The sequence below is a fragment of the Streptomyces sp. NPDC000151 genome, assembly GCF_040301705.1.
Classification (GTDB): domain Bacteria; phylum Actinomycetota; class Actinomycetes; order Streptomycetales; family Streptomycetaceae; genus Streptomyces.
Window position 1 is genome coordinate 1 of record NZ_JBEPFC010000027.1, and the last position, 26216, is coordinate 26216.

The window sequence follows — 26216 nt, forward strand, 5'->3', positions numbered from 1 at the left end:
GGCCGGGGCGAGCGGGCCGGGCAGCAGCCGACCGGGCAGAGGTCGTGACTGGGCCCCAGCGCACCGAGCGCGCAGCGCTCCGGGGAGCGGCCGCGCTCGGCCGCCGCGCGCTCCAGCAGCAGGTCGCGGACGGCCGCGGCGAACCGCGGGTCGGCGCCGACGGTGGCGGAGCGGACCACCGGCAGGCCCAGCTCGGCGGCCTTGGCCGTGGCCTCCGTGTCGAGGTCGTACTTGACCTCCATGTGGTCCGAGACGAAGCCGATGGGGGCCATCACGACGGCCGGGACGCCCTGCGTGTGCAGCGTCTCCAGGTGGTCGCAGATGTCGGGCTCCAGCCAGGGGATGTGCGGGGCGCCGCTGCGGGACTGGTAGACGAGCCGCCAGGGGTGGGCCGTGCCGGTCTCCTCGCGCACCGCGTCGGCGATCACCTGGGCCACGTCGAGGTGCTGCGCGACATACGCGCCGCCCTCGCCGCCCTCGGTGTGCTCCTCCGGGCGCCCCGAGGTGTCGGCGGCGGCGGTGGGGATGGAGTGCGTGGTGAACGCGATGTGGGCGCCCGCGCGGACGTCGTCGGGCAGCTCGGCGAGCGAGGCCAGCACGCCGTCGACCATGGGGCGGACGAAGCCGGGGTGGTTGAAGTAGTGCCGCAACTTGTCGACCTGCGGCGGCTCCAGGCCCTCGGCCTCCAGGGTGGCCAGCGCGTCGGCCAGGTTCTCCCGGTACTGCCGGCAGCCCGAGTACGAGGCGTACGCGCTCGTGGCCAGCACCGCGATGCGGCGGTGGCCGTCACGGACCATCTCGCGCAGCGTGTCGGTCAGGTACGGCGCCCAGTTGCGGTTGCCCCAGTACACCGGCAGGTCCAGGCCGTGCTCGGCGAAGTCCTTGCGCAGCGCGTCCAGCAGCTCGCGGTTCTGCGCGTTGATCGGACTCACGCCGCCGAACAGGAAGTAGTGCTGTCCCACCTCCTTGAGGCGCTCACGGGGGATGCCGCGGCCGCGCGTCACGTTCTCCAGGAACGGGACCACGTCGTCGGGGCCCTCGGGCCCCCCGAAGGAGAGGAGGAGCAGGGCGTCGTAGGGAGCGGGCACTGGCTGTTCGGGCATGTTCCGATCCTCCCACCCGCCACTGACAGCCGGAAAACGGGAGGCGCCGACGGAGTGCCACCCGTAAGCTGTATCGCTGCAGTACGTTCCTTACTGCGGTCCTGACGCAGCTCACCGCGGTTCCCGCGGACCTCACCCGGCGGAGCGCCCCCTTGCCCAGTCCCTACCGTGCCCTGTTCGACCGGCCCGGCACGAAGTCCTTCACGGCCGCCGGGTTCCTGGGGCGCATGCCGCTCTCCATGACCGGCATCGGCATCGTCACGATGGTCTCCCAGCTCACCGGCCGGTACGGCCTGGCGGGCGCGCTCTCCGCGACCGTCGCGCTGTCCGCCGCCGTGCTCGGACCGCAGATCTCCCGGCTGGTGGACCGGCACGGCCAGCGCCGGGTGCTGCGGCCTGCCACCCTCGTCGCACTGGCCGCGCTCGCCGCCCTCCTGACGGCGGCCCAGCAGCGCTGGCCCGACTGGACGCTCTTCGTCTTCGCGGCCTGCGCGGGCTGCGTGCCCAGCGTCGGCGCGATGGTGCGCTCCCGGTGGGCGGAGGTGCACCGCGGCTCCCCCGGGATGCTGCACGCCGCGTACTCCTGGGAGTCGATCGTCGACGAGTTCTGCTTCATCGTCGGCCCGATCCTCGCCATCGGGCTCTCCACGTCGTGGTTCCCCGAGGCCGGGCCGCTGCTGGCCGCCGTCTTCCTGGCGGCGGGCGTCTTCTGGCTGACGGCGCAGCACGCGACCGAACCCGTACCGCACCCGCGTGAGCACCACACGAAGGGCTCCGCGCTGCGCTCCCGGGGACTGCAGGTCCTGGTCGTCACCTTCACGGCCACCGGCGCGATCTTCGGGGCGATCGACGTGGTCACGGTGGCCTTCGCGGAGGCCCAGGGCCACAAGGGCGCGGCCAGCCTCGTCCTGGCGGTCTACGCGCTGGGGTCCTGCTCCGCGGGCGCGGTCTTCGGGATGCTGCGCCCCTCGGGCCCGGCCGCACGGCGCTGGGTACTGGGCGTGCTCGCCATGGCCGTGAGTATGATCCCGCTCCAACTGGTCGGGAACCTGCCGTTTCTGGCCGTGGCGCTCTTCGTCGCGGGGCTGACCATCGCACCGACGATGGTGACCACCATGGCCCTCGTCGAGCAGCACGTACCACGCGCGCAACTGACCGAGGGAATGACCTGGACGAGCACCGGGCTCGCGGTCGGGGTGGCGCTCGGCTCGTCGGCCGCCGGCTGGGTGGTGGACGCGGCCGGGGCCCGTACGGGGTACGTCGTGCCGGTCGCGGCCGGAGCGCTCGCGGCCGCGGTCGCGTTCCTCGGATACCGCCGGCTGCGGCCGGCGGCGACGCGGGCGGGGGCACCCTCGCCCCGGGTGACGGGAGGGCTGGGCGCGCATGACAGTGACCGGAACGACTCGGGAGAGCGTGTGGCGTAACTGGGCGGGGAACGTCGAGGCCCGCCCCGTACGGAGCGTGGCACCGGCCTCCACGGAGGAGCTGGCGGCGGCCGTGCGGCAGGCGGCCTCCGAGGGGCTGACCGTGAAGGCGGCCGGCACCGGCCACTCCTTCACGCCCGCCGCGGCCACCGAAGGGCTCCTCATACGCCCCGAACGGCTGACCGGCATACGGAAGGTGGACCGCGCCGCCGGCACCGTCACCGTGGCCGCCGGCACGCCCCTGAAGGACATGAACGCGGCACTGTCGGCACACGGCCTGTCGCTGGCCAACATGGGCGACATCATGGAGCAGACCGTCTCGGGCGCCACCAGCACCGGTACGCACGGCACCGGCCGGGACTCCGCCTCGCTCTCCGCGCAGATCGTGGCCCTGGAGCTGGTCACCGCCGACGGCTCCGTACTGCGCTGCTCCGCACAGGAGAACGCGGACGTCTTCGCGGCGGCCCGGCTGGGCCTGGGCGCGCTCGGCGTCCTCACCGAGCTGACCTTCGCCGTCGAACCGGAGTTCCTGCTCGCGGCCCGTGAGGAGCCGATGCCGTTCGACCGGGTGACCGCGGACTTCGACGCGCTCGTCGCGGAGAACGAGCACTTCGAGTTCTACTGGTTCCCGCACACCGGGAACTGCAACACCAAGCGCAACAACCGGAGCCAGGGGCCCGCGGCACCGAACGGCGCCGTCAGCGGCTGGGTCGAGGACGAGCTGCTCTCCAACGGCGTCTTCCAGGTGGCCTGCGCGGTCGGCAGGGCACTGCCCGCCACCATCCCCGGCATCGCCAAGCTCTCCAGCCGCGCGCTGTCCGCCCGTACGTACACCGACATCCCGTACAAGGTGTTCACCAGCCCGCGCCGGGTGCGCTTCGTGGAGATGGAGTACGCCCTCCCCCGGGAGGCGGCGATCGCGGCGCTACGGGAGCTGCGCGCGCTGGTCGAGCGCTCCGGGCTGCGGATCAGCTTCCCCGTGGAGGTGCGCACCGCACCCGGGGACGACATCCCGCTGTCCACCGCCTCCGGGCGGGACACCGCCTACATAGCGATGCACATGTACCGGGGCACGCCCCACGAGGCGTACTTCACGGCCGCCGAGCGCATCATGACCGCGCACGGCGGCCGGCCGCACTGGGGGAAATTGCACACCCGGGACGCGGCGTACCTCGCCGCCGCCTACCCGCGGTTCGGCGAGTTCACCGCGCTGCGGGACCGGCTGGACCCGCAGCGGGTGTTCGACAACGCGTATCTGCGGCGCGTGCTCGGGGACTGACGCGGGGCGCGCCCCGGGCCCGGCTCAGGAGGAGCCGGGGGCCGGGGTCTGTCCGGCGTCCTGTGCGCCGTCGGCGCCGCTCCCGGTGTCCGGGCTGCTGCTCGCGCCGTCGTCCGAGCCGTCGGTCGGCGTGGGCGCCGGGTCCGAGGACTCGTCGCCATCGCTCGGCGACGGGCTGGGCGCGGTGGACTCGTCGTCCGAGCCGCTCCCCGTGTCGCTGCCGCGCTCCGCACCCGAGTGCGCGTCGGAGCCACTGTCCGTACTGCCGTCCGTGGCGTCAGGCTGCGGGGTCGGCCCCTCTGTGGCGCCGCCGTGGTCCGTGTCCTCGGTGGACGTGCTCGGCTGCGGCGTCGGCGTCGTCGGGGCGCTGTCGCCGCCCCCGCCGGAGCGGAAGAAGTTGCTGACCGACGTGCCGTTGCCGCCGGCGGCGTCGTGCCCGGTGGCCAGCTCGAAGGCGGTGACCCCGGCCATCGCGAGCAGGAAGACCGCGAGCGCGGCGAGCAGGGTGCGGCGCCGGCCGCGCAGCCGGGTGCCGTACAGCGTCCTGAACTCCGCGTCGGGGGCCGCCACGTCCGGGGTCTGGGCCACAGAGGCGCCGCCGGGCGGCTCCGCCACGGTACGCAGCGCCATCGTGCGCGCGTCCTGCTGCGGCGCCGGCCGGGTAGCGTCCTCCGCGCCGGGCGGGACGAGGACCTGCGTCTCGTCGGCCGTGGGCGGGGCGCTGAGGACCTGCGTCTCCTCGGCCGTCGGCGGGACCGTGAGGGCCTGCGTCTCGTCGGCCGCAGGTGTGGCCGTGAGGATCTGTGTCTGTGCCGCCTCGGCAGCCGAGGAGCGGGGCATGGCCCGGGTCGCGTCGGCGCTCCTGGCCGCCGCCACGGAGGTGATCTCGTCCTCCGTACCGCCGCGGTCGAACGTCGGGAGCACCATCGTCACGCCCGCCGAGGGCGCGGACCTGACGCGCGTCGCCCCGCGCGCACCCGTACCGGAGGCCGTCGTCCGGCTGCCGAGCTCCTGGCGGCGGCGCGGCCGGGGCCGCGTGCTGACCGTCGCCTCCTTGACCTGTTCCCCGGTGCGCCGGAAGAGGTGCTGGAAGATCGACCCGCCGGTGGTCGCGACCACGCTGACGATGCCGGCGCCGATGACCGTCCCGTAGACGCCGAGCCGTCCGGCCAGGTATGCGGCGACCGCCGCCGCGAGCGCGCTGCCCGCCACCTGGGCGACGCTCAGGTCGATCCGTTTCTCCTTCCCCGTCTTCTTTGTCTTGCTATCGGTTCTGTCGTCCATCCTCGGCCCTTGATCGACGCTTCGATCCGTCTTGCACAGAGAAGGGACATTTGGGCGGACTGGATAGTTCCATTTCTGGCCATTTTGTGAACCAGGTCACACCATTCCGTAAGACCTGCCGTCCGGTCGTATAAGTAGAGAGGTCGACAAGGCGACCGAACTCCCCTGGACAGGGAAAACTCGGCGGCGCGGCGCCCCACCCCGGTGGTCCGAATGGAGTACTGTTGCGAATCCTGGCCCCGGTTTCCCGTCCGGCTGCCCGGACCCACGGGAGGGGCCCGCAAGGCGGCTCTCGCCCCGGGGCGCCGCCACTCGGCACGGGGTGCTGGTACACAGGGCAACCGGTACGGTCACCGGAGGTTGCAAACTGGTTACCGTGTCATAACGGCGTTTCAGGGCCACAACCTGACACGCCGGGCAACTCGGCAATGTTGTGGCAGGCTGCACCCGGGCAGGCCACACTCGACTAGCGGAAGCAGCGACGCACGTGACGTCGGCAGGCACCACCCGGGAGGTCCCCATGCCCGAACTGCGTGTCGTGGCCGTTTCGAACGACGGCACACGGCTGGTGCTCAAGGCTGCGGACAGCACCGAGTACACGCTGCCGATCGACGAGCGGCTGCGTGCCGCGGTGCGCAATGACCGCGCACGCCTGGGCCAGATCGAGATCGAGGTGGAGAGCCACCTCCGGCCACGCGACATCCAGGCCCGTATAAGGGCCGGCGCCTCCGCCGAGGAGGTCGCACAGCTCGCCGGCATCCCCGTCGACCGGGTACGGCGCTTCGAGGGCCCGGTGCTCGCCGAGCGCGCCTTCATGGCCGAGCGCGCCCGCAAGACGCCCGTGCGCCGGCCCGGCGAGAACACCGGTCCGCAGCTGGGCGAGGCGGTCGCCGAGCGGCTGCTGCTGCGCGGCGCCGACAAGGACAGCGTGCAGTGGGACTCCTGGCGCCGGGACGACGGCACCTGGGAGGTACTGCTCGTCTACCGCGTCGCCGCCGAGCCGCACTCCGCGAGCTGGACGTACGACCCGCCCCGGCGGCTCGTGCAGGCCGTGGACGACGAGGCGCGGGCGCTGATCGGCGAGACCGACGACACCCCGGAGCCGAGCTTCCCGTTCGTGCCGCGGATCGCCCGGCTGCCCCGGGACCGGCCACTGGACCGGACCCTGGACCGTCCGCTGGAACGGCCGCAGCCCGCGGAGCGGCCCGCGCCGCCGGCCGCCGAGGAGGACGACGTGCCCGCGGCGTCGGCCGCCGTCGAGGAGACCGAGGAGCGGGACCCGCGCGACTCGCTGACCAGCCTGCTGGAGGCGGTGCCGAGCTTCCGGGGCGACCTGGTCGTCCCCGAGCCGAAGACGGCGCCGGACGACGAGCCGGCCACGGAGGCCGAGGTCGAGGAGCCGCCCGCCCCGGCGGCGAGCGCGGGCGCCGGATCCGCGTATGCCGACGTACTGATGCCGCGCGCCGTCGCGGGCCATCGGGACCGGCTCACGGGCACGACCGACCGCCAGGCCGAAGCGGACGGCGTCCGCCCCGGCCGCCGCGCCGCGGTGCCCAGCTGGGACGAGATCGTCTTCGGCACGCGGCGCAAGAAGCCGGACGCCTGACCCCGGAGCGGTCGGCTCAAGGCCTGTACGGCCTTGGGCTGCCCGCGAGCGGAAACGGTCCTGCGGGCAGCCCGGCCGGGGCTGAAACGGTTCTGCGAGCCGTCCGGCCGGGACCGAAACGGTTCTGCAAGGCGGTCCCGACCTTCGCGCGACCGCGCAAGCGGCCCCGCGTCCGTCCGCCGGGCGGCCTCGGCGGGTGCGATGCCCTCGCACCCGCCTGCGTACCGCCGTACCGCCTCCGGCGCGCGCTCTCAGCCCGCCTCGGGCCCCGTGGCCACCGGCCGGGACGCGTCGCCCGACCACTCGCTCCAGGAGCCGACGTAGAGGGCCGCCGGCACGCCCGCCACGGCGAGCGCCAGCACCTCATGCGCAGCGGAAACACCCGAGCCGCAGTAGACCCCGACCTCGGCGCCCGGCGCTGCCCCCAGGGCCCTGAAGCGCTCGGCCAGTTCGGCGGCCGGCCGGAACCTGCCGTCGGAGCCGACGTTCTCGACCGTCGGGGCGGAGCGTGCACCGGGGATGTGGCCGGCGACCGGGTCGATGGGCTCGGCCTCGCCCCGGTAGCGCTCCGCCGCCCGCGCGTCCAGGAGCACCCCGCGCCGGGCCAGCGCGGCCGCCTCGTCGGCGGTCAGCAGCGGCACCGCGCCGGGCGCCGCCGTGAAGTCGCCGGGCTTCGGAGCGGGTTCCTCGTCGGTCAGCTCACCGCCGGCTGCCCGCCAGGCCGCCAGGCCGCCGTCCAGGGCGCGTACGGCCTCGTGCCCCGCCCAGCGCAGCAGCCACCAGGCGCGGGCCGCCGCCCAGCCCTGTCCGCCGTCGTACACGACCACCTCGCGGTCCCGGGAGACGCCGGCCGCGCGCATGGCCGCCGCGAAGTCCTCCGGGTCCGGCAGCGGGTGGCGGCCCCCGGAGCCCGCGGGCCCGGCCAGATCGGCGTCGAGGTCGACGTAGACGGCGCCGGGCAGATGGCCGGTCGCGTACTCGGCGTGCCCTGACGGGCCGCCCTGCTCCCAGCGGACGTCGAGGAGCACCGGAGGCGTCCCGCCCGCCAGTTCGCTCGCCAGTTCGGTAGCGGAGATGATGGCATTCATAACCCCATCCTCGCGCAGTCGCGACCGGCCCACGCCGACCGCGGGCACGTCGTGAGGAAGTGCAGGAACCAGTTCCGCACGACGTGGACGAGGGAGCCCTCACACAGGACGGTGACATCGGCAGAAACGGCACTGCGTCATCAGATCGGGCACTCTACGGGCGGGCCGCACAACGGGTCGCGCGACCGGCGGCGCGGCCGACCCGCGCCGCCCACCGGGGAGTGCGAGCATCTGCACGGCACAGCCCGTAGGACGGCCCGTATCCGTACGGTCCCCACCCTTGATGGTCCGAGGAGCAAGCGACGATGACGACCGAGGCAGCGAGCCGGCGGACGCCCGGCACCCCTTGCTGGGTGAGTCTCATGGTGCACGACCTGCCCGCCACGCAGGACTTCTACAGTGCGCTGTTCGGCTGGGAGTTCCGGCCGGGGCCGCAGCAACTCGGTCCCTACGTACGGGCGCTGTCGGCCGGCCGGGAGGTGGCCGGGATGGGGACGCTGCCCCCGGAGCGGCAGCTGTCCATCGCCTGGACGCCCTATCTGGCGAGCGACGACGCGGACACCGTCACCGAGCGGATCCGCGCCTGCGGGGGCACGGTCGGCGTCGGCCCGCTGGACGCCGACCACGCGGGGCGGATGGCGCTCGCCTCGGACCCGCAGGGCGCGGTCTTCGGGATCTGGCAGGGGCACACCATGAAGGGCACGGCGGTGGTCGGCGAGCCGGGCACCCTGGCGTGGAACGAACTGGTGACCCCGGAGGCCGCGCCGGCCGGCAGATTCTACGAACACGTCTTCGGCTTCGAGACGGAGGCGGCGGGCCGCCCCGGAGACGACGACCTGACACTGTGCCTCAAGGGACGCCCGGTGGCGAGCATCCATGGTGCGGGCGACGCGCTGCCCCGGGAGCGGGGGCCGCACTGGACGACGTACTTCGCGGTCTCCGACGCGGACGCGGCGGCCCGCCGGGTCGCGGAGCTGGGCGGGCGGGTGATCGGCGCGCCGCGGGACTCGCCCCACGGCCGGCTGGCGACGGTCGCCGATCCGGAGGGCGCGGAGTTCATGGTGGTGCAGCGGCCCACCACACGGGCCGGCTGCTGACTTCGGAAAGAGGGCCCTCCGGTCAGGTTGCCGTTGACCGGAGGACCCCAGGATCGTGCCGAGGAGGAGACCGCCGTCCCGGTGCACCGGGACGGCGGCGGATCAGCGGATCAGCGGACCGGCTCGAGGTGGAACATCACGCTCTCCGCCGGTACGGAGATGGGGTGCTCGCCCACCAGACGCCAGCCGGCCTCTTCGAAGACCGGGCGCCACTCCTCCAGGGTGGGGAGGTAGTCGCCCATCACCGCGTGGGCGAACTCGAACGCCATGCTGAACACGGGCATCTCGGTGTCCGCGTACGCCGTGGTCCGCGTCGCGTCCGCGAGCAGGAAGTGCTTCAGGTCCGGGAAGACCTCGCGGATGCGGCGCAGCGACGCGACCGCTTCGGCGCGGGGCCAGAAGTCGTGGCCCATCATGAACGAGGTCAGCAGGTCGACCCCGGCGTACTCGGGGCGGGGCTCCAGCGCCGTCGCATCGCCCTGGGTGATGCTGATGCGGTCCGAGAGGCCCGCCTCGGCCACCGACTGGGTGGCGACCTCGATGGCTCCGTCGGCGAGGTCGATGCCCAGGCCGCGGACGCCCTCCCGGGACCGGGCCAGCTTGATCAGCCGCTCGCCGCTGCCGCAGCCGAGGTCGGCGGCGTGCGTGAAGTCCAGCCCGCTCACCACCGGCCAGAAGACCGGGTCCCACCACTCGGCGTTGATCTCACGGCAGGCGACGCTGATCGCCGCCGCGTCGCGCCGGTAGAAGGAGCCCTCGCGGTTCTCCTCGCGGATCAGGTCGGGGAGCGTCGAGAACAGCTCGCCGCAGCCCTTGGTCGTCCAGTGGAACAGCGACTTGGCGCGGTCCGCCTCGTCGAAGTTCGCGCCGGGTCGGACCTTTACACCGTCCCGCTCGACGACCTCCGCCGCGGCCAGCGCGCGGAACAGCTCCTGCATCGAGCGCGCGTCCAGTCCCCGCTCGGCCGCGAACGTCTCGGCGTCCAGGGGTCCTTCCGTCCGCAGTGCGTCGAAGACGCCGACCTCCCAGGCCGCGCTGATGGCCGAAGCCGCCACGGCGTGGTTGTACACCTCGGTGATCGTCGTACCGGTCTTACTCATGCCATACCCCTCGTTGTGATCATGTTCGGCAAGTTCTGCGGAAGTTCGGCTCGGAATGCCGAGCCCGGAATGCCGAGCTGGAAATCGGAATGTTCAGCTCGGAATGTTCAGCAAGCTTTTTCGTGGAGCCCATCGGTGATGTGCTCGAAGACGGCCTGCTCGTGCCGGTGGATGAAGAAGTGGTCGTCGTCCACGAGATGCAGCCGGAAATCGCGGGCCGTGTGCTCGCGCCAGCTCTCCACCGACCAAGTGGGCACCTGCGGATCGCGGGTTCCGCCCAGCGCCGTTACGGGCACGGGCAGCGGGTCCCGCGGGCGGTAGCGGTAGCTCGCCAGTACGGAGAAATCGGCGCGGATGCGCGGCAGGCACAGGTCGAGGAGGTCCTGGTCCTCGAACACCTCCTGCGGGGTGCCGTTGAGCCGCCGTACCGCCGCCACGAATTCCTCCCTGGGGAGGTCGTGGATGCGCCAGCTGGGGCGTTCCACGTCGGGCGCCGCGCAGGCGGAGACGGCGAGCCGTTCGGCCGGCCGTCCCGTCAACTCCTGCAAACGGTGAGCGAGTTCGTAGGAGAGCAGGCCGCCCATGCTGTGCCCGAAGAGGGCGTAACGCTCGCCCGTCCACGGCGCGATCGCCCGCGCCAGGCGCTCGGCGAGCGTGTCGAAATCGCGCTCCGGCTGCTCGTGGAGCCGGTTCTCGCGGCCCGGCAGCTGCACCGGGACGAACGACGCCGCGCCCGAGGCGGGCCGCCGGGTCCATGTGCGGTAGAGGCCGGCGCCGCCGCCCGCGTACGGCAGGCAGAAGACGCGCACGGGCGCTTCAGGATCGGGGGTGCCAAAAGGGAACAGCACACCCGGATCGTCAACCGTGGTGCTCATGTGGTCCTTTCGCAAGCACGTCACAAGACAGTCGAAGAAAGAAGATGGGAATCTCAGCCCGCCGGCGCCTCGTCCACCGCCGCCAATGCCTCCGCGAGCGCCGCCGCGCAGCCCGCGACCGTGCCGCTGTCCAGTACCGCTCGTACGGAGAACTCCACCTGCCATTCCTGGCGGATGCGGGACACGATGCGCGTGGCCTTGATGGAGTTGCCGCCCAGCGCGTAGTAGTCCTCGTGCGCGCCGACGGCCTCCAGGCCCAGCGTCTGCGCCCACAGTTCGGCCACCCGGCTCTCCAAGGGGGTGAGCGGCGCCGCCCGCCCGTCGGCCGGAAGGTTCCGCTCGGGCTCCGGCAGGGCCGCGTAGTCCAGCTTGCCGTTGGCGGTCAGCGGCAGGGAGTCCAGCGTGACGAAGGAGTTGGGCACCATGTAGTCCGGCAGCGTCCGGCGCAGGAAGACCCGCCAGTCCTCCTCCGGTCGCTCGTCCCCCGGCCGTATCACCAGGTACGCCACCAGCCGCTGGTCGGCACCGGTTCCGTCGGCGCCGTCGCGCACCTGTACGGCGGCGTCCTTCACGTCCGGGTGCTCGCGCAGCGCGCTCTCCACCTCGCCCGTCTCTATGCGCAGGCCCCTGATCTTCGCCTGGCCGTCCACCCGGCCGACGAAGTGGAGCTGCCCGTCGGGGCGCCTGCACAGCAGGTCGCCGCTCCGGTAGAGGCGGGCGCCGGGGGCGTCGGAGAAGGGGTCCGGCACAAAGCGTTCGGCGGTCAGCTCGGGCCGGTTCAGGTAGCCGCGGCCGACCTGGACGCCTCCGAGGCACAGCTCGCCGGGGATGCCGACCGGGACCGGCTGTCCGTTGCCGTCGAGCAGATGGAGCCGTACGCCGCGGACCGGCCGGCCGACCGACGGGGGCCGCCCGTCCGCCGCGCACTCCTCCACCGTGGCCCAGATGCTCGTCTCCGTGTGTCCGTACACGTTGAAGAGCCGTCGGCCGGGGCACCACCGTTCGAGCAGCGCCGGAGAGATCGACTCGCCGCCGAGCACGATGCCGCGCAGCGCGGGCAGCCGCCCCGACGCCTCCGCCGGGAGGGCGGCCAGCGCGGAGGGGGCCATGACCAGCCAGGTGATGCGCTCGCGCGCCAGCAGGTCGACGAGCCCGGGCCCCGGCATGACGTCTTCCTGGGAGGCCAGGCACAGCACCGCTCCCGCGCCCAGCGCGAGGAAGACCTCGAACACCGATGCGTCGAAGCTCGGGGACGCCCACTGGAGCACCCGGTCACCGGCCCCGACGCCGAACTCGTCCTTCTGCGCCAGGCAGCTGTTCACCAGCCCGTCGTGGGTGACGAGCGCTCCCTTGGGCCGTCCGGTCGAGCCCGAGGTGTAGATGACGTACGCGAGGCCGTCCGGGCGGACACCGGCGGCCACTGGGTCCGTGCTCTGCCGGTCGATCTCCTCGGCCTGCTCGTCCAGCAGCAGGGTGCGGACGCCGATCCCCGGCAGGTGCGCCTTGGCCGTGCTGCTCGTCAGGAGCAGCGACAGTCCGGCGTCCCGGCTCATGAAGTCGAGACGGTCCTCGGGGTAGGCGGGGTCGAGCGGCACGAACGCGCCGCCGGCCTTCAGTACGCCCAGCATCGCGACCACGAGGTCGGTCGAGCGCTCCAGGCAGAGTCCCACCCGGACCTCGGGACCGATGCCGTGCTCGCGCAGCAGGTGCGCCAACCGGTTGGCGCGCTCGTTGAGTTGACAGTACGTCAGGACACGCTCGCCGAAGGCCACCGCCGGTGCGTCCGGTGTCAGCTCCGCCTGCTCCTCGAACAGCCGCTGGGCGCACACGCCGGGCTGCTCGACCGCCGCGCCGGTGTTCCACTCGTCGAGCAGCTGCCGCTCCCCGCCGGTCAGCAGGGAGATCTGGCCGGCCGGGCGGGTGAGGTCGGCGGCCACCGTCTCCAGGATCGTGGCGAAGTGTCCGAGCATGCGCTCGACGGTGGCCGCGTCGAAGCGGGCCGGGTCGTAGCCGATGCGCAGGCTGATCTCGTCGTCGGGGATGACGAGCACGGCCAGCGGATAGTTGGTGTGGTAGCGGTACTCGCCCCGCTGGACCTCCAGTTCGCCGGTACGGCGCCCCAGGCTCGCGATCCGCGGCACGTTCAGGATCGTCATGATGCTCTCGAACAGCGGCTCGCCCGGTTCGGCGTCGCTCCACTGCTGGACATCGGCCAGCGGGCTGGCCAGGTGGCCCCGTACCCGCGTCTGCGCGGCCTGGACCTGGGCGCACGCCTCGGCGAAGGGGCGGTCGGGGGCGAGCTCCATGCGCAGCGGCAGGGTGTTGATGAACAGGCCGAGGGTGTCCTCGATCCCGTCCAGCTCGGCCGGCCGGTGCGTCATGGTCATGCCGAACACCACGTCCGGCTGATCGGTGTACCGGCTCAGCAGCAGGCCCCAGGCGGTCTGCAGCACGGTGCTGAGGGTGATCCGGTGCTCGCGGGCGAGTGCGCGCAGCGCGTCCCCGGTCTCCCGCCCGAGTACGAGCGACACCTCGGGGTTCTCCCGGCCGGCCTCCGCCTGCCCGCCGTCGGTGTCCTGCGCGGGGGCCTCCACGGCCAGCGGCGCGGGCCGGAAGCCCGCCAGCTCGCCGCGCCAGAACTCCTCGGCGGGGCCCAGGTCCTGACGGCGTACCCACTCCACGTAGTCGTGGTACGGCCGCACGGCCCGGGTCGGCGGCTCCTGTCCCCGTACGAGCTGGTCGTACGAGGACAGCGCCTCCTCCAGCAGCATCAGCGCGGACCAGGCATCGAGCAGGATGTGGTGGTAGCGGAAGACCAGGATGTGCCGCTGCTCGGCGACCCGGATGAGATGCAGCCGGAACAGCGGCGGGCGGTCCAGCCGGAACCCGCGGCGCCGGTCGGTGCGCAGGAAGTCCTCCAGCCGCTCCTCGACGCTGCCGCCGACCGCTACCGCATTCGATGCACCGTCAGGCGCGCCGTCCAATGCGGCGGATCGCCAGTCGTGCCGCTCGATGCGCACGGTGCCGCCGGCGTACACGACCTGTGCGGGCTCCGCGATCTCTTCCCAGTGGTAGGAGGACCGCAGGATGGTGTGCCGGTCGACGGCCCGCTGCCACGCCCGTTCCAGCGCCTCGGCGTCGAGGTGCCCGTCGAGCGTCTGGACGATCTGGTCGACGTAGAAGGACGTGCCGGGGTCGGCGATGGTGTGGTACAGCAGGCCCTGCTGCAGGGGCGAGAGGGGGTGTACGCCCTCAATGCTCGTGGTCATCGGGTCCGCCTTTCCGTGGTGTCGTTGTCGGGGCCGTCGTTGTCGGGGCCGTCGTTGTCCGCCGCGGTGGAGCCGATGCGGGACAGCAGCCGTTGCAGGTCGTCCTCGGCCAGGTGGGAGGCGCGGACACCGGCGCTCGCCGGTCCGTCCGCCGCCGGGGCCTGCCGCGCAGGAGCGTCGTCCGGCGCGGGAGCGGTGCTCGCGGTGGCCGCCAGCTCCGCCACGGTCGGGTGGGCGAAGAAGTCGGCCTCGCTGAGCCGGATGCCGGCCTGCTTGGCCCGGCTGATGATCCGCAGGCTGGTGATGGAGTCACCGCCCAGCCGGAAGAAGTCGTCCTCGACGCCGATGGGGCGGATGCCCAGGAGTGCTTCCCAGATGGCCACCAGCCCGGCCTCGGTCTCGTTCCGCGGCGCGAGCGCGGGAGGAAGGTCGGACGGGCGGTCGTACACGGTCTGCCCGGTCGCGGTGTCCCGGTGCCCGGCCGAGGACCGGTCCGCCACCGCGGAGCGGCCCGTACCGGACGCCGGCTCGCCGCCGTGGACGTACGCGTGCGGGATCCCGGCCCGCAGTACGTCCTCCAGCGCCCGGAACGCGGGCCCCGGTTCCAGCATCCCGAAGCCGCTCTCCCGCACCCGGCGTTCGGCGTGCGCGTCCAGCGTCGCGACCATCCCCCCGCCGCTCCACGGCCCCCACGCCACGCTGGTCGCGGGCAGTCCGAGGGATTCCCGGTGGTGCGCGAGGGCGTCGAGGAAGGAGTTGCCGGCGGCGTAACCGCTCTGGCCGAGGGAGCCCATGAGGGCGGCCACGGAGGAGTAGAGGACGAAGAAGTCCAGCTTCGCGTCCCGGGTCAGCAGGTGCAGGTTCCAGGCGCCGCGCATCTTCGGAGCCATCACCGCGCGCATCCGTTCGGCGCTCTGCCGCTGGATGCTGCCGTCGTCCAGCACACCGGCCGCGTGGATCACTCCGCGCAGCGGCGGCAGGGCGTCGTCCAGTCCGGCGAGCAGCCGCTGTACGGCGTCGAACTCCGCGACATCCGCCTGCCGGACGAGGACCTGGACGCCCGCCCGCTCCCACTCGCGGATGCGGCGGCCCGCGGCCTCCGAGGGAGCCCCGCGGCCGACCAGTACGAGGTGCCGGGCGCCGCCGCTCACCAGCCAGTCGGCGGTGTGCAGGCCCAGCGCCCCGAGCCCGCCGGTCACCAGGTAGGTGCCGTCGGCGCGGACCAGTTGCTCGGCCGCGGCGGCGTCGTGCGCGGGAGCCGTTGCGGGCGCCCCCGCGACGTGGCGCCGGCCACCGCGGAAGGCGATCCGTGTGTCGGGCGCGGTGCCGAGCGCCTCGGCGCACAGCGCCTCGGCCTCGCGCTCCGCCGCCCGCTCGTCCGGGTCGAGATCGACGAGGACGCAGCGTACGTCGGGGTTCTCCGCATTGGCGATCGCCGCCAGGCCCCACAGCGGGGCGTGCGCGACCCGTACCGGGTGCGCGGCGGGCGACTGCGCCCCCCGGGTCGCCACCAGGACCCGCGCGGCGCGGCCCCCGAGGGCCAGCTCCTGAAGGGCCGTCAACAGGGCGGCCGAACCGGCCTCCTGGGCCTGGTCGAGCGAGTCCGCGGTGAGTTCGTCCGGCTCGTCGAGGCCCCACAGGAAGGCGGCGTTCAACGGACGCTCGCCGGCCGCCCGTTCCCGTACGAGCGCCGCGAGATCCGCGGTGGCATCGGCCGGCACGACGGTGACCTCGCGGCCGGCCGCGCGCAGCTGTGCGGCCAGGGCGGTGCCGAGGCCCCCGCGGTCGGCCAGGACCAGCCAGTCCCCGGACGCCGATTCGGCGCCGTCGGAGACCGGCTGCGGGGCCGTCGCCTCCCAGACGGGCCGTCGTACGACGGCCGTCTCGCGGCGCAGCAGGGCATCGCCCGACACGCGGCGCAGCCACAGGCCGTCCATCGCCAGTACGAGGTTGCCGTCCTCGTCGGACAGCAGCAGGTCGGCCACGACCGTCTCGGCGTCCGGGCTCTGGTCCGGCCGCTCCTTGAGGTGACACCACAGGGGCGCGTCCGGCGGCGCCTGGTGGAACCGCAGGGCGTCCAGCCGGATGGGCACCCGTACGCCCAGCTCCGCGTCCGTGTCGGCGGACCAGACCAGGGCCACCACGGCCTGCACGCACGAGTCGACCAGTCCGGGCGCCAGGAGAAAGCGGCCGTCCCGTTCGTCCCACGCGGGCGGGAGCATCCGGATCAGCGCCTCGCCGGGGTGGCGGGTCACCTCGCTGATGTAACGGAAGCCGGGGCCGAGGTCGGCGCCGTTCTCGTGCATCGCCGTGTAGAAGTCGGCGCCGTCCAGGCGCAGGCCGCCCTGCCGCTCCAGGAACTCGCGCGGCTCGGGCGGGCGTACGGCCGTGCCCGATGCCTGCGGCACGTCCAGCGTGCCCGTGGCATGGGTGGTCCAGCCCTGCCGGTCCGTCGTCCCGGCCGGCGCGCTGACCACCCGGAAGCTGCGGGGCGCCGAGGCGTCGTCGCCCTCGATGATCAGCTGGATCTCCCGCTCGGCGTCGTCCAGGCTCAGCGCCTGCGGGAAGGAGACACCTTCCAGCAGCGCGCCGCCCGGGCGCTCCTGCACCGCGGCGGCCACGGTCATCGCCAGGTGGGACGCCGCGGGGACCACCACCTCGCCGAAGAGCACGTGATCGGCCAGGAAGGCGGGCGAGTCGGCGGTGAACCGGCTCCGGTACACCGTGTCCCGCAGCGCGGGCGAGCTGAGCCGGGTGCCGGGGAAGACGGGCGTGCCCGCGGGACGGGCGCCGCGCGCGGTCCGCGTGTCGCGCCAGTAACGCTTCCGCTCGAACGGATACGTGGGCAGCGGCACCCGCTTGCCGTCGGAACCGGCGTGCACGGCCTGCCAGTCGACGTCCGCGCCGGCCTCGTACAGGCTGCCCAGGGTCCGCAGGACCTGCTGCCAGTCGTCGGTGTGCCGGGACAGGGAGGGCAGCCAGCGCCGGTCCGTACGGGGGTCCAGGCCCTGCTTGGTGACCAGGCGGGTCAGTACGGGCTCCGGGCCGATCTCCAGGGCCGCGTCGAACCGCCGCTCCAGCAGCGTGCGGACGGCGGGGAGGAAGCGGACCGCGTCGCGGGCGTTGCGCGTCCAGTAGCCGTCCTCGGCCATGTCCGCGCCGTGGATCTGCTGACCCGTGACCGTGGAGATGACGGGGATGGTCCCCTTCTGGTGCGGCACGCCGGCGACCAGGGCGCCGAACGGCTCCAGCATCGGCTCCATGAGCGCGGAGTGGAAGGCGTGCGAAGTGTTGAGCCGCCGGGCGCCGACGCCTCTCTCGTGCAGCGCGCCGAGCAGCTCTTCAAGGGCGTCGGCGGGGCCCGAAACGACCGTCTGGAGCGGGCCGTTGACCGCGGCGACGCTCAGTCGGCCCGCGTACGGTCCGAGCAGATCGGACACGGTCGGCTCGTCCGCCATGACAACGGCCATGCCGCCGTCGCCCGGCAGTGCGGACATCAGCCGGCCGCGCTCGGCGACCAGCGGCAGCGCGTCCTCCAGGCGCAGGATTCCGGCGGCGACGGCGCCCGCGAGCTCGCCGACGCTGTGCCCGAGGACGGCGGAGGGCGTGATGCCCCACGCCCGCCACATGGAGACCAGCGCGTACGCCACCGAGAAGAGCGCGGGCTGCGCGTACTCCGTACGGTCGATCAGCGACCGGTCGCCGTCCCGCGCGTACAGGACGTCGGTCAGGGACCACCCGTACCGCTCCCGCAACAGCTCGGCACAGGCGTCGATGGCCTGCCGGAACACCGGCTGCCGGTCGTACAGGCCGGCGCCCATGCCGAAGTACTGGGACGCCTGGCCGGTGAAGAGGAACGCGGTACGGAAGTCGTGACCGGGGGTACGGGGATCGGCCGGGGTCTCCGCCGGCTCCCAGGACGCGAGCTGTGCCTTCAGGTCCTCGGTGTCCGAGGCGGCGAAGAAGGCGCGCCGGGCGAAGTGGGCGCGTCCGGTGTTCGCCGAGTACGCCACGTCCGCGCAGCAGGCGTCCGGGTGCCGCTCCAGGTGAATCCGGTAGCGCTCGACCATGCGGCGCAGCGCGGGCTCCGTGCGGGCCGACAGCGCGACGGGGTGGTGCCCGGGCTCCCGTACGGACGGCTGCCCGGGTTCCGCGGCGACCGGCGGCGCCTCCTCGACGATCACATGGGCGTTGGTGCCGCCGATCCCGAAGGAGCTGACGCCGGCCAGCCGCGGCCGCTCGCCGCGGCGCCACGGCCGGGCTTCGGTGGGCACGTCGAGCAGCAGGTCGTCCCAGGCGATCTGCGGATTGCGCGCGTCCAGGTGGAGATGGGCCGGCAGCTCCTCGTGGCGCAGGGACTGCACCACCTTCATGAGCCCGGCGATGCCCGCCGCCGCCTCCAGGTGCCCCAGGTTGGTCTTCACCGTGCCCATGAGCAGCGGGCGTTCGGGGGTGCGGCCCTGCTTGTACACGGCGCCGAGCGCGTTCGCCTCGATGGGATCACCGATCGGCGTGCCGGTACCGTGGGTCTCGACGTAGTCGATGTCCGCCGGGCTGACCCGCGCGGCCTTCAGCGCGGTGGTGATCAGGTCCTTCTGGGCGCTGCCGTTGGGGACGGTGAGGCCGCTGCCGCGGCCCCCGTGGTTGACGGCGGAGCCGCGGACCACGGCCAGCACCGTGTCCCCCGCCGCCCGGGCGTCCGACAGGCGCTTGAGCACGACGATTCCGGCGCCCTCGGCGCGGGCGTACCCGTCGGCCGAGGCGTCGAAGGCGCGGCTGCGGCCCTGCGGCGAGAGCACCCCGGCCTGGGAGAGCGAGACGGTCATGTCCGGCGCCGCCATGACGTGCACGCCGCCGGCGAGCGCGAGGTCGCACTCGCCCGAGCGCAGGCTCTGCATCGCCAGGTGGACCGTCACCAGGGACGAGGAGCAGCCGGTGTCCACGGCGAGGGAGGGGCCGTGCAGCCCCAGGAGGTAGGACAGGCGTCCGGCGGCCGCGCAGAAGAGGTTGCCGGTGGCCATGTGCCCGTCGATCCGGGCCGGGTCGCCGGTCTGCAGGAGCTTGTAGTCGTCGATACCGATGCCGACGAAGACACCGGTCCGGGTCCCCTGCAGCGCGGTGGGCGCCTGCCCCATGTGTTCCAGGGCCTCCCAGGCGACCTCCAGCAGCAGCCGGTGCTGCGGGTCGAGGGTCTCCGCCTCGCGCGGGGGTATGCCGAAGAACTCGGCGTCGAAGGTGTCGACGGAGTCGAGGAAGCCGCCGCGCTTGGTCCGTACGGTGCCGGGCGTCGCCGCCTCGGGGTCGTGCAGGCGCTCGGCGTCCCAGCGGCCCTCGGGCACGGTGCGGGTCGCGTCCGTACGGGACGTCAGCAGGTCCCAGAAGGACTCGGGGTCGTCGGCCCCGCCGGGGAAGCGGCAGCCCAGGCCCACCACGGCGATCGGTTCGGGAGCCGGGGCCGCGGCGCGCTGCTGTCGGCGCAGGCGGTCCGCCAGGAGGGCCCGCTGGGACGCGGGGAGCGCCGCGATCCGGTCGGCGATGTTACTCATGCGTCTGGTCCCTTCCGGGCTCGTTGCCGAGGGTGAGCTGGTCCAAGAAGTGCGCTGCCTCGTCGGCGGAGAGCGCCTCCACCTCGGCCAGGAGGTCCTCGACGGCGTCCTCGGCGCTGTCCTCGGCGCTGTCCTCGGCGGGCTGTTCGTCCTCGCCCGGGGCGAGTCCGAGCGCGCCGAGCAGGTGGGCGGCCAGTGCCGTACAGGTCGGATGGTCGAAGGGCAGGGTTCCCGGCAGGGTCAGCCGCTCGCCCATCGCCTCGCGCAGCCGGGTCACCAGCTTCAGGTTCATCAGCGAGTCCAGGCCGAGCTGGAAGAAGCCGGCGTCCGGGTCCACGGCGTGCTCCGCCGGGAATCCGGCGACGTCGGCCACCTGCCCGGCCAGGTACCCGACCAGGTGCTCCAGCCGGTCCCCGGGGTCGAGCGCGGCCAGCCGGTCGGGCAGGGCGGACGCGGGGTCCGCCTCTTCGGTGCGCGTGACGCCGGCCGGGGCGTGCACCAGGGCGAGCAGGTCGCGGCCCGCCGTGGCGGGCAGCCAGCCGTCGTACGTTTCCCAGTCGACCGCGTACACGCCCAGCTGCGGCACGGGCCGTGCCAGCATCCGGTCGAGGAGGCGGGCGCCCGCGGCGCGGGTGATCGTTTGGGCGCCGCGTTCGCTCCAGCGGTAGCGGGCCGCGGCGGCCGAGTCCGTCATGCCGACGCCTTCCCACGGCCCCCAGTTGACGCTGGTCGCGGGGAGCCCGAGCGAGACGCGGTGGTGGGCCAGGGCGTCCAGTACCGCGTTGGCCGCCGCATAGCCGCCCTGCCCGGGCGAGCCGAGCACGGCGACGAACGAGGAGAACAGCACGAAGAGGTCGAGCGACAGGTCCCGGGTGCAGACGTCCAGGTGGTGGGCGCCGGTCACCTTCGGTGCCAGGACGGCCCGGTAGCGGTCCCAGTCCTGCTGGAGCAGCGTGCCGTCGTCCAGGACGCCGGCGGCGTGGAACACACCGCGCAGCGCGGGGCGCCGCCGCCCGAATTCGCCCACCACGCGCTGGACGTCCTCGGCGCGGGTGACGTCGGCCTGGAGGACGTCGACGGTGGCGCCCGAGGCGGTCAGTTCCGCGAGCGTGGCGCGGGCCTCGGCGGACGGCGCGCGGCGGCCGAGCAGCACCAGGTGCCGGGCGCCTGCGGCGACCAGCCACCGGGCGACCACCAGGCCGATGCCGCCGAGCCCGCCGGTGATCAGGTAGCCGCCGTCCGGGCGGATCGCGGCCGGGGGCACGGAGTCGGGCGTCTCGCCGTCGGGTGCCACCCGTACGACGTGACGGCCGCCGCCGCGGAGGGCGACCTGATTCTCGCCGTCTCCGGCGAGGAGTTCGCGCACCAGCGCGTCCGCCGCGCGTACCGCGTCGTCGTGCGCCGGGTCGAGGTCCACCAACCCGCCCCAGAATTCGGGGTGTTCGAGGGCGACCACTCGGCCGAAGCCCCACAGTGCGCCGTGCGCCACGTTCCCCGCGGCGGGCCGCTCGCCCACGGGCTGGGCGCCCGAGGTGACCAGCCACAGCCGTGGCGCGGACCGTTCCGTCCAGGAAGCGAGCGCCTGCACCGTGGCCAGCGCCGGACGCAGGCAGTGCTCCAGGGCCTCTTCGTGGCCCGACTCCGCGTCTGCGTGGGCGAGTTGCAGCACGCCGCGGCACGGTACGGAGAACTCCCCCGCGGCCTGCCGCAGTGCCGCCGACAGCTCCCGCTCGCTGCCGGAACCGGCCGGGGTCCGGACAAGCGCGCAGCTCTGCCCGGCCGCGCGCAGCGCGTGCGCCACCGCGCGGGCGAACGGGCCCTCCGGGTCGCCGGTCAGCACGATCCAGCCGCCGGGTGCCGCGCTCTTCGCCGCCGTCGCGAGCGGCTTGTCGCGCCAGACGACGCGGTGCAGCCACTCGTGCGTGTCCTCGGCGCCGGCCGGGGCGAGGCGCTGGAGGATCTTGGGCAGCAGACCGGTCTCCGCGTCCGACAGGCCGCCCTGGCGGGCGAGCTCCTCGGCCACCCGGTCCAGGTCACCGCGCGCGAGCAGGTCCAGCAGGGTTCCGGTGGCCGGTTCCCGGGCGGTCAGCGGCGCCGGGTCGAGCCAGTACCGCGCACGCTGCCAGGGGTAGTCCGGCGTGGTCACCAGGCGGCCGGGACGGGTCCGCAGCGCCTTCCAGTCCACGGTGTGCCCGTGGGCCCAGAGGGTGCCGGCCGTCTCCCGCAGCGCCTGCTGCTCGCCGCCCTCGCGGCGCATGGTCGGCACGACGAGGCCGTCGTGCCCGTCCTGCTCCAGGCACTGGGACGCGGGGGCGACCAGCACCGGGTGCGGCCCGAGCTCCACGAACGAACGGTGGCCTTCGGCGGCGAGCGCCGCCATGGCCGCCGAGAACCGTACGGGCTCGGAGATCGTCCGCGTCCAGTAGCGGGCGTCGAAGTGCTCTCCGGGACGGAAGTCCGCGTCGATGGTGGAGAACACCGGTAGGTCGCCGGCCCGGGGCCGGACGTCCGCGAGCAGCCGGCCCAGCTCCTCCTCGTACACCCGCATCTGCGGGCTGTGCGAGGGGTAGCCGACGCGGAGCAGCCGCCGGAAGACGGCGGGGTCGAGGTCGTCGAGCAGTGCCTGCAGGGCCTCGGTCCCGCCGCTCAGCAGCGTGGTGCGCGGGCCGTTGACGGCGGCGACGGACACCCCCGTACGGCCTTCCAGGAGGCGGGCCGCATCCCGCTCGCCGAGGCCCACGGCGGCCATCCGGCCGGTGCCGGTGGCCCGCTGGAGGATCCGGCCGCGGTGCAGGGCGACGAGGAGTCCGTCCTCAAGGGTGAGCACGCCCGCGCAGTAGGCGCCCGCGATCTCACCGGCGCTGTGGCCGATGACCGCGGCGGGTCGGACGCCCCAGGAGCGCAGCAGTTCGGCCAGGCCCGCCTGGAGGGCGAACTGGACGGGCTGGGTGATCTCCGTGTCGTCGATCCGGGACGCGCCCTCGGGCTTGTGGAGCTCGGCGATCAGCGACCAGCCCGCCCGCTCGGCCAGCCACCGGTCGCACCGCTCCAGTACGTCCCGGAAGACCGGCTCGCGGTCCAGCAGCTCGCAGCCCATGCGGGCGGTCTGCGCGCCCTGGCCGGAGAAGAGGAACACCGGACCGGTCGGCCGGCGCCGGGCCCGGCCCGTCACCAGACCGGCCGGCGTGCGCCCCGCGGCGAACTCCCGGAGCTGGGCGGTGAGTTCCCCGTACGAGGCGAAGACCGCCGTCGCGCGGTGTTCGTGGTGGTCGCGGGCGAGCGCCGCGGTGTGGCACAGGTCGTCGAGGTCGATGTGTGCGGGTCCGTCGAGCAACTGCCCTGTTTCTCGGGCGAGTTGGCGCAGCGCCGGGAGGGAGTGGGCGCTCAGCGGGAGGGCGCGTACGGCATGGTCCTCCGCCGCGGGTACGGCGATCCGCTCGGCCGCCGCGGGGAGTTCGGCAAGGCGCAGGTCCGCGGGGTGGACGCGGCGCCAGTCGATGTCCCGGCCCGCGTGGTACAGCGCGCCGAGGGTTTCCAGCATGACCTCGCGCGGGCCCTCGCCACGGCGCTGCGACGGCAGGGCACGGGCTCGGCCGCCGTGATCCCCGGCGGTCACCGCCACCTGACCGGTGAGGACGGCGTGCGGGCTGATCTCGAGGAAGTGGTCGTACTTGTCGTCGAGCAGCCGCTCGACCGCCGGCCCGAACAGCACCGGTTCGCGCAGGTTGCGCACCCAGTACGCGGCGTCGAGCGCGGTGCCGTCGACGAAGTCCGCGGTCACCGAGGAGACGACCGGAACCGTGGCCCGCGACGGCCGGATGCCGGACAGGGCCTCGTGCAGCTCGGGCAGCAGCGGGTCGCACTGTCCGCTGTGGGAGGCGACGCCCATGTTCACCCGCCGGCACCGGATGCCGCGCTCGCTCAGCTCGGCCAGGCACGTGTCGAGTGCCATGGCGTCGCCCGAAACGACGGAGCTGCGCGTGCTGTTGGCGCCCGCGGCGTAGAGGCCGGGGTGACCGTCGAGCAGGTCCCGCACCTCGGCGAAGGGCAGGTCCACCACCGCCACGGCGCCCTCGCCCTCGATGCGGGCCATGAGGCGGCTGCGCTCGCAGACGACCCGGACCGCGTCCCCCAGGCTCAGCGCGCCCGCCACATGGGCCGCCGCCACCTCACCGAGGCTGTGCCCGACGACGGCGTCCGGCTCGATGCCCCACGAGCGCCACAGCGCCGCGAGCGCGACCTGGACCGCGAAGACGGCCGGCTGCATCACCGTCGTCGCGTCCAGCCGGGACGCGCCGGCGTCCCGGTTCAGCTCCTCGACGACCGAGATTCCGGCGTGGGCGCGGATCAGGCGGTCGCACTCCCGCAGTGCCTCGCGGAAGACGGGCTCGGTGTGCAGCAGGTCCAGGCCCATGCCGCACCACTGCGAGCCCTGGCCGGAGAAGACGAACGCGAGGCGCGGCGGGGTGCCGGGAGTCGGGCAGGAGCCGGCGGCGATGGTGTCCAGCGCGCCGAGCAGGTCGTCCCTGGTGCGGACGAGCGCCGTCGCCCGGTAGGGGTGGCCGCTCAGGCGCAGGGCGGCGGTCGCGCACCAGTCGGGCACGGAGCGCTCCGGCCCCTCGGCCACCGTCTCGCGCAGCCCGGCCGCGGCCGCCCGCAGCTCTTCGGGGCTCGACGCGGACAGCGGCAGCAGCTGTGCTTCGGAGGCGGGCGAACCCTCCACGACGACATGGCAGTTGGTGCCGCCGAAGCCGAAGGAGCTGAGCCCGGCGAGCATACGGGCGCCGTCGCCGGGCCAGTCGGTGAGCGCGGTGGGGACGGCGAGCCGCAGCTCGTCGAACGGGATCTCGGGGTTGGGCGCGTCGTGGTGCAGGGTCGCGGGGATGGCGCGGTGGCGCATCGCCAGGGCGACCTTGATGAGTCCGGCGATGCCGGCCGCCGCTTCCAGGTGGCCGATGTTGGTCTTCGCCGAGCCGATCAGCAGGGGCTCCTGGGCCGGGCGGCCCGCGCCCAGGACCGTGCCGAGCGCATGCGCCTCGATGGGGTCGCCCAGTGGGGTTCCGGTGCCGTGCGCCTCCACGTACTGCACGTCGTGCGCGCCGACGCCGGACCGCGCGTACGCCGCCCGGAGCATCGCTTCCTGCGCCGCGGGGTTCGGTGCGGTGAGGCCGTTGCTGGCGCCGTCGTTGTTGACCGCGCTGCCCCGGATCAGACAGTGGATACGGTCCCCGTCGGCCAGGGCCGCCGACAGCGGCTTGAGCACGACGATGCCGCCGCCCTCGCCCCGTACGTATCCGTCGGCGGAGGCCGCGAACGCCGCGGACCGGCCGTGCGGGCTCATGGCGCCGAACTTCGACATCGCGGCGCTGCTCTCCGGCGCGAGTACCAGGTTGACGCCGCCCGCGAGAGCCAGCGCGCTCTCGCCGGACCGCAGGCTCTGGCAGGCCAGGTGCACGGCGACGAGCGAGGAGGAGCAGGCGGTGTTGATGCCGATGCTCGGCCCCTGGAGGCCCAGGGTGTAGGAGACGCGGGCCGGCACGATGCTCGGCTCCTGGCCCGTGGCGGTGTGCTGCTGGATGTCGTCCAGGCCGCGCCCGGCGAGCCGCGCGTAATCGCTCCACAGGGTGCCCAGGAAGACGCCGGTGCTGCCGTCGCGCAGGGAGGCGGGCGGTATCCCGGCGTCCTGCAGGGAATTCCAGGCGAGTTCGAGTGCGAGCCGCTGCTGGGGGTCCATCTGGGCGGCCTCGCGCGGCGAGATGCCGAAGAACTGCGGGTCGAACCGGTCGATGTCACGCAGGAAGCCGCCGCGGCGGGTGCTCATCCGGCCGGGCTTGTGCGGGTCCGGGTCGTACAGCGCCTCGGCGTCCCAGCGCTCGGCGGGGATGCCGGTGACCGCGTCGGTGCCGGAGCGCAGCAGGTCCCAGTACGCGGCGGCATCGGGGGCGCCGGGGAACCGGCACGCCAGGCCGACGACGGCGATGGGCTCGTCGAACGGTACGGCGTTGCCCGTGCCGGCCGCGTCGGCCTGCGCCGGGGGGTTCACCGGGGCGTCCAGGCCGCCGGCGAGGGCGCCGGCCAGGGCGGCAATGGTCGGAAAATGCCAGGCGACCGTGGACGCGAGGGGCCTGCCGAGCCGCTTGGCCAACTGCGCGGTAAGGCCGGTCATCCCGGCGGAATCCATACCGAGGTCCCGGAACTGAGTTTCCAGGTCGGCATCACGGATCGCCGTACCGAGCTCACTTCCGATTCTTTGCCGCAGCCAGTCCGCTATGTCATCGACGGTATCCACAACCGCATCCCCCAGTTCATAAAAACAGAAAGCAGCTACCGATGAACGCGACCGGGAGTAAAACCGGTCGCCCTGCCTCAAAACGCCCGTACGGGCATGGCGAAAACCTCGCACCGAAACGGAATAACCATCGCTCCGGCAAGCCTGTCGAGGCCGCCGATCAAGATCAAATAATTAATAGCCTGGGAGCGGCGGAGAGTCAACCTGCGCAATGGTGGGCCTGGTTGGCATTTACAACTTCAAATGCGCACCATGG

Annotated in this window: 12 protein-coding genes; 4 read left to right on the plus strand and 8 right to left on the minus strand. The window is 73.7% G+C overall.

Annotated elements, in window-relative coordinates; translation table 11 throughout:
• On the minus strand, positions 1-1103 hold a 1103-nt coding region (locus ABT381_RS11375; RefSeq protein ID WP_351591252.1), incomplete at its 3' end, for a ferrochelatase.
• Positions 1104-1255: 152 nt separating this feature from the next.
• Between ABT381_RS11375 and ABT381_RS11380 the strand changes: the two genes are divergently transcribed.
• Positions 1256-2527, plus strand: coding sequence for an MFS transporter (locus ABT381_RS11380; RefSeq protein ID WP_351591255.1), 1272 nt, complete (start codon positions 1256-1258; stop codon positions 2525-2527).
• Positions 2487-3806 (plus strand): D-arabinono-1,4-lactone oxidase, encoded by a 1320-nt coding sequence (locus ABT381_RS11385; RefSeq protein ID WP_351591258.1) that lies wholly within the window; start codon positions 2487-2489, stop codon positions 3804-3806. Before ABT381_RS11380 ends, ABT381_RS11385 begins: the two co-directional genes overlap by 41 nt.
• 24 nt (positions 3807-3830) lie before the next feature.
• Here the strand turns inward: ABT381_RS11385 and ABT381_RS11390 are convergent, their stop codons facing one another.
• Positions 3831-5090: a hypothetical protein gene (locus ABT381_RS11390; RefSeq protein WP_351591261.1), complete on the minus strand. Its 1260-nt coding sequence runs from the start codon at positions 5088-5090 to the stop codon at positions 3831-3833.
• A gap of 487 nt (positions 5091-5577) precedes the next feature.
• Here ABT381_RS11390 and sepH point away from each other — a divergent pair, with 487 nt between their 5' ends.
• Positions 5578-6696 carry a septation protein SepH gene (gene sepH / locus ABT381_RS11395; RefSeq protein WP_351591264.1) on the plus strand — a complete coding sequence of 373 codons (1119 nt, stop codon included), beginning with the start codon at positions 5578-5580 and terminating at the stop codon, positions 6694-6696.
• Between the two features lie 251 nt (positions 6697-6947).
• Here sepH and ABT381_RS11400 read toward each other — a convergent pair whose 3' ends face one another.
• Positions 6948-7784, minus strand: coding sequence for a sulfurtransferase (locus ABT381_RS11400; protein ID WP_351591267.1), 837 nt, complete (start codon positions 7782-7784; stop codon positions 6948-6950).
• A 305-nt stretch (positions 7785-8089) separates the two neighbouring features.
• Between ABT381_RS11400 and ABT381_RS11405 the strand changes: the two genes are divergently transcribed.
• Positions 8090-8881 (plus strand): VOC family protein, encoded by a 792-nt coding sequence (locus ABT381_RS11405; RefSeq protein ID WP_351591270.1) that lies wholly within the window; start codon positions 8090-8092, stop codon positions 8879-8881.
• A gap of 110 nt (positions 8882-8991) precedes the next feature.
• Here ABT381_RS11405 and ABT381_RS11410 read toward each other — a convergent pair whose 3' ends face one another.
• The 5 genes from ABT381_RS11410 to ABT381_RS11430 form a co-directional block, all read right to left on the minus strand.
• On the minus strand, positions 8992-9981 hold the full coding sequence (locus ABT381_RS11410) for a class I SAM-dependent methyltransferase (protein ID WP_351591273.1): 990 nt from the start codon (positions 9979-9981) through the stop codon (positions 8992-8994).
• A 107-nt stretch (positions 9982-10088) separates the two neighbouring features.
• Positions 10089-10856, minus strand: a complete 768-nt coding sequence (locus tag ABT381_RS11415; protein WP_351591276.1) for a thioesterase II family protein — start codon at positions 10854-10856, stop codon at positions 10089-10091.
• A 53-nt stretch (positions 10857-10909) separates the two neighbouring features.
• On the minus strand, positions 10910-14125 hold the full coding sequence (locus ABT381_RS11420) for a non-ribosomal peptide synthetase (RefSeq protein ID WP_351591279.1): 3216 nt from the start codon (positions 14123-14125) through the stop codon (positions 10910-10912).
• Complete coding sequence (locus ABT381_RS11425; RefSeq protein ID WP_351591282.1) at positions 14122-19671, minus strand: type I polyketide synthase; 5550 nt, start codon at positions 19669-19671, stop codon at positions 14122-14124. The genes ABT381_RS11420 and ABT381_RS11425 overlap by 4 nt, the downstream gene beginning before the upstream one ends.
• Positions 19664-26074 (minus strand): type I polyketide synthase, encoded by a 6411-nt coding sequence (locus ABT381_RS11430; RefSeq protein WP_351591285.1) that lies wholly within the window; start codon positions 26072-26074, stop codon positions 19664-19666. The genes ABT381_RS11425 and ABT381_RS11430 overlap by 8 nt, the downstream gene beginning before the upstream one ends.
• Positions 26075-26216 lie beyond the last annotated feature (142 nt).

Excerpts from the sequence above, each read along its gene's own strand:
- ABT381_RS11405 (WP_351591270.1), top strand. The coding sequence starts at position 8,090 with ATGACGACCGAGGCAGCGAGCCGGCGGACGCCCGGCACCCCTTGCTGG.
- ABT381_RS11415 (WP_351591276.1), bottom strand. The coding sequence starts at position 10,856 with ATGAGCACCACGGTTGACGATCCGGGTGTGCTGTTCCCTTTTGGCACC.
- ABT381_RS11385 (WP_351591258.1), top strand. The coding sequence starts at position 2,487 with ATGACAGTGACCGGAACGACTCGGGAGAGCGTGTGGCGTAACTGGGCG.
- ABT381_RS11390 (WP_351591261.1), bottom strand. The coding sequence starts at position 5,090 with ATGGACGACAGAACCGATAGCAAGACAAAGAAGACGGGGAAGGAGAAA.
- ABT381_RS11400 (WP_351591267.1), bottom strand. The coding sequence starts at position 7,784 with ATGAATGCCATCATCTCCGCTACCGAACTGGCGAGCGAACTGGCGGGC.
- ABT381_RS11425 (WP_351591282.1), bottom strand. The coding sequence starts at position 19,671 with ATGAGTAACATCGCCGACCGGATCGCGGCGCTCCCCGCGTCCCAGCGG.
- ABT381_RS11420 (WP_351591279.1), bottom strand. The coding sequence starts at position 14,125 with ATGACCACGAGCATTGAGGGCGTACACCCCCTCTCGCCCCTGCAGCAG.
- ABT381_RS11410 (WP_351591273.1), bottom strand. The coding sequence starts at position 9,981 with ATGAGTAAGACCGGTACGACGATCACCGAGGTGTACAACCACGCCGTG.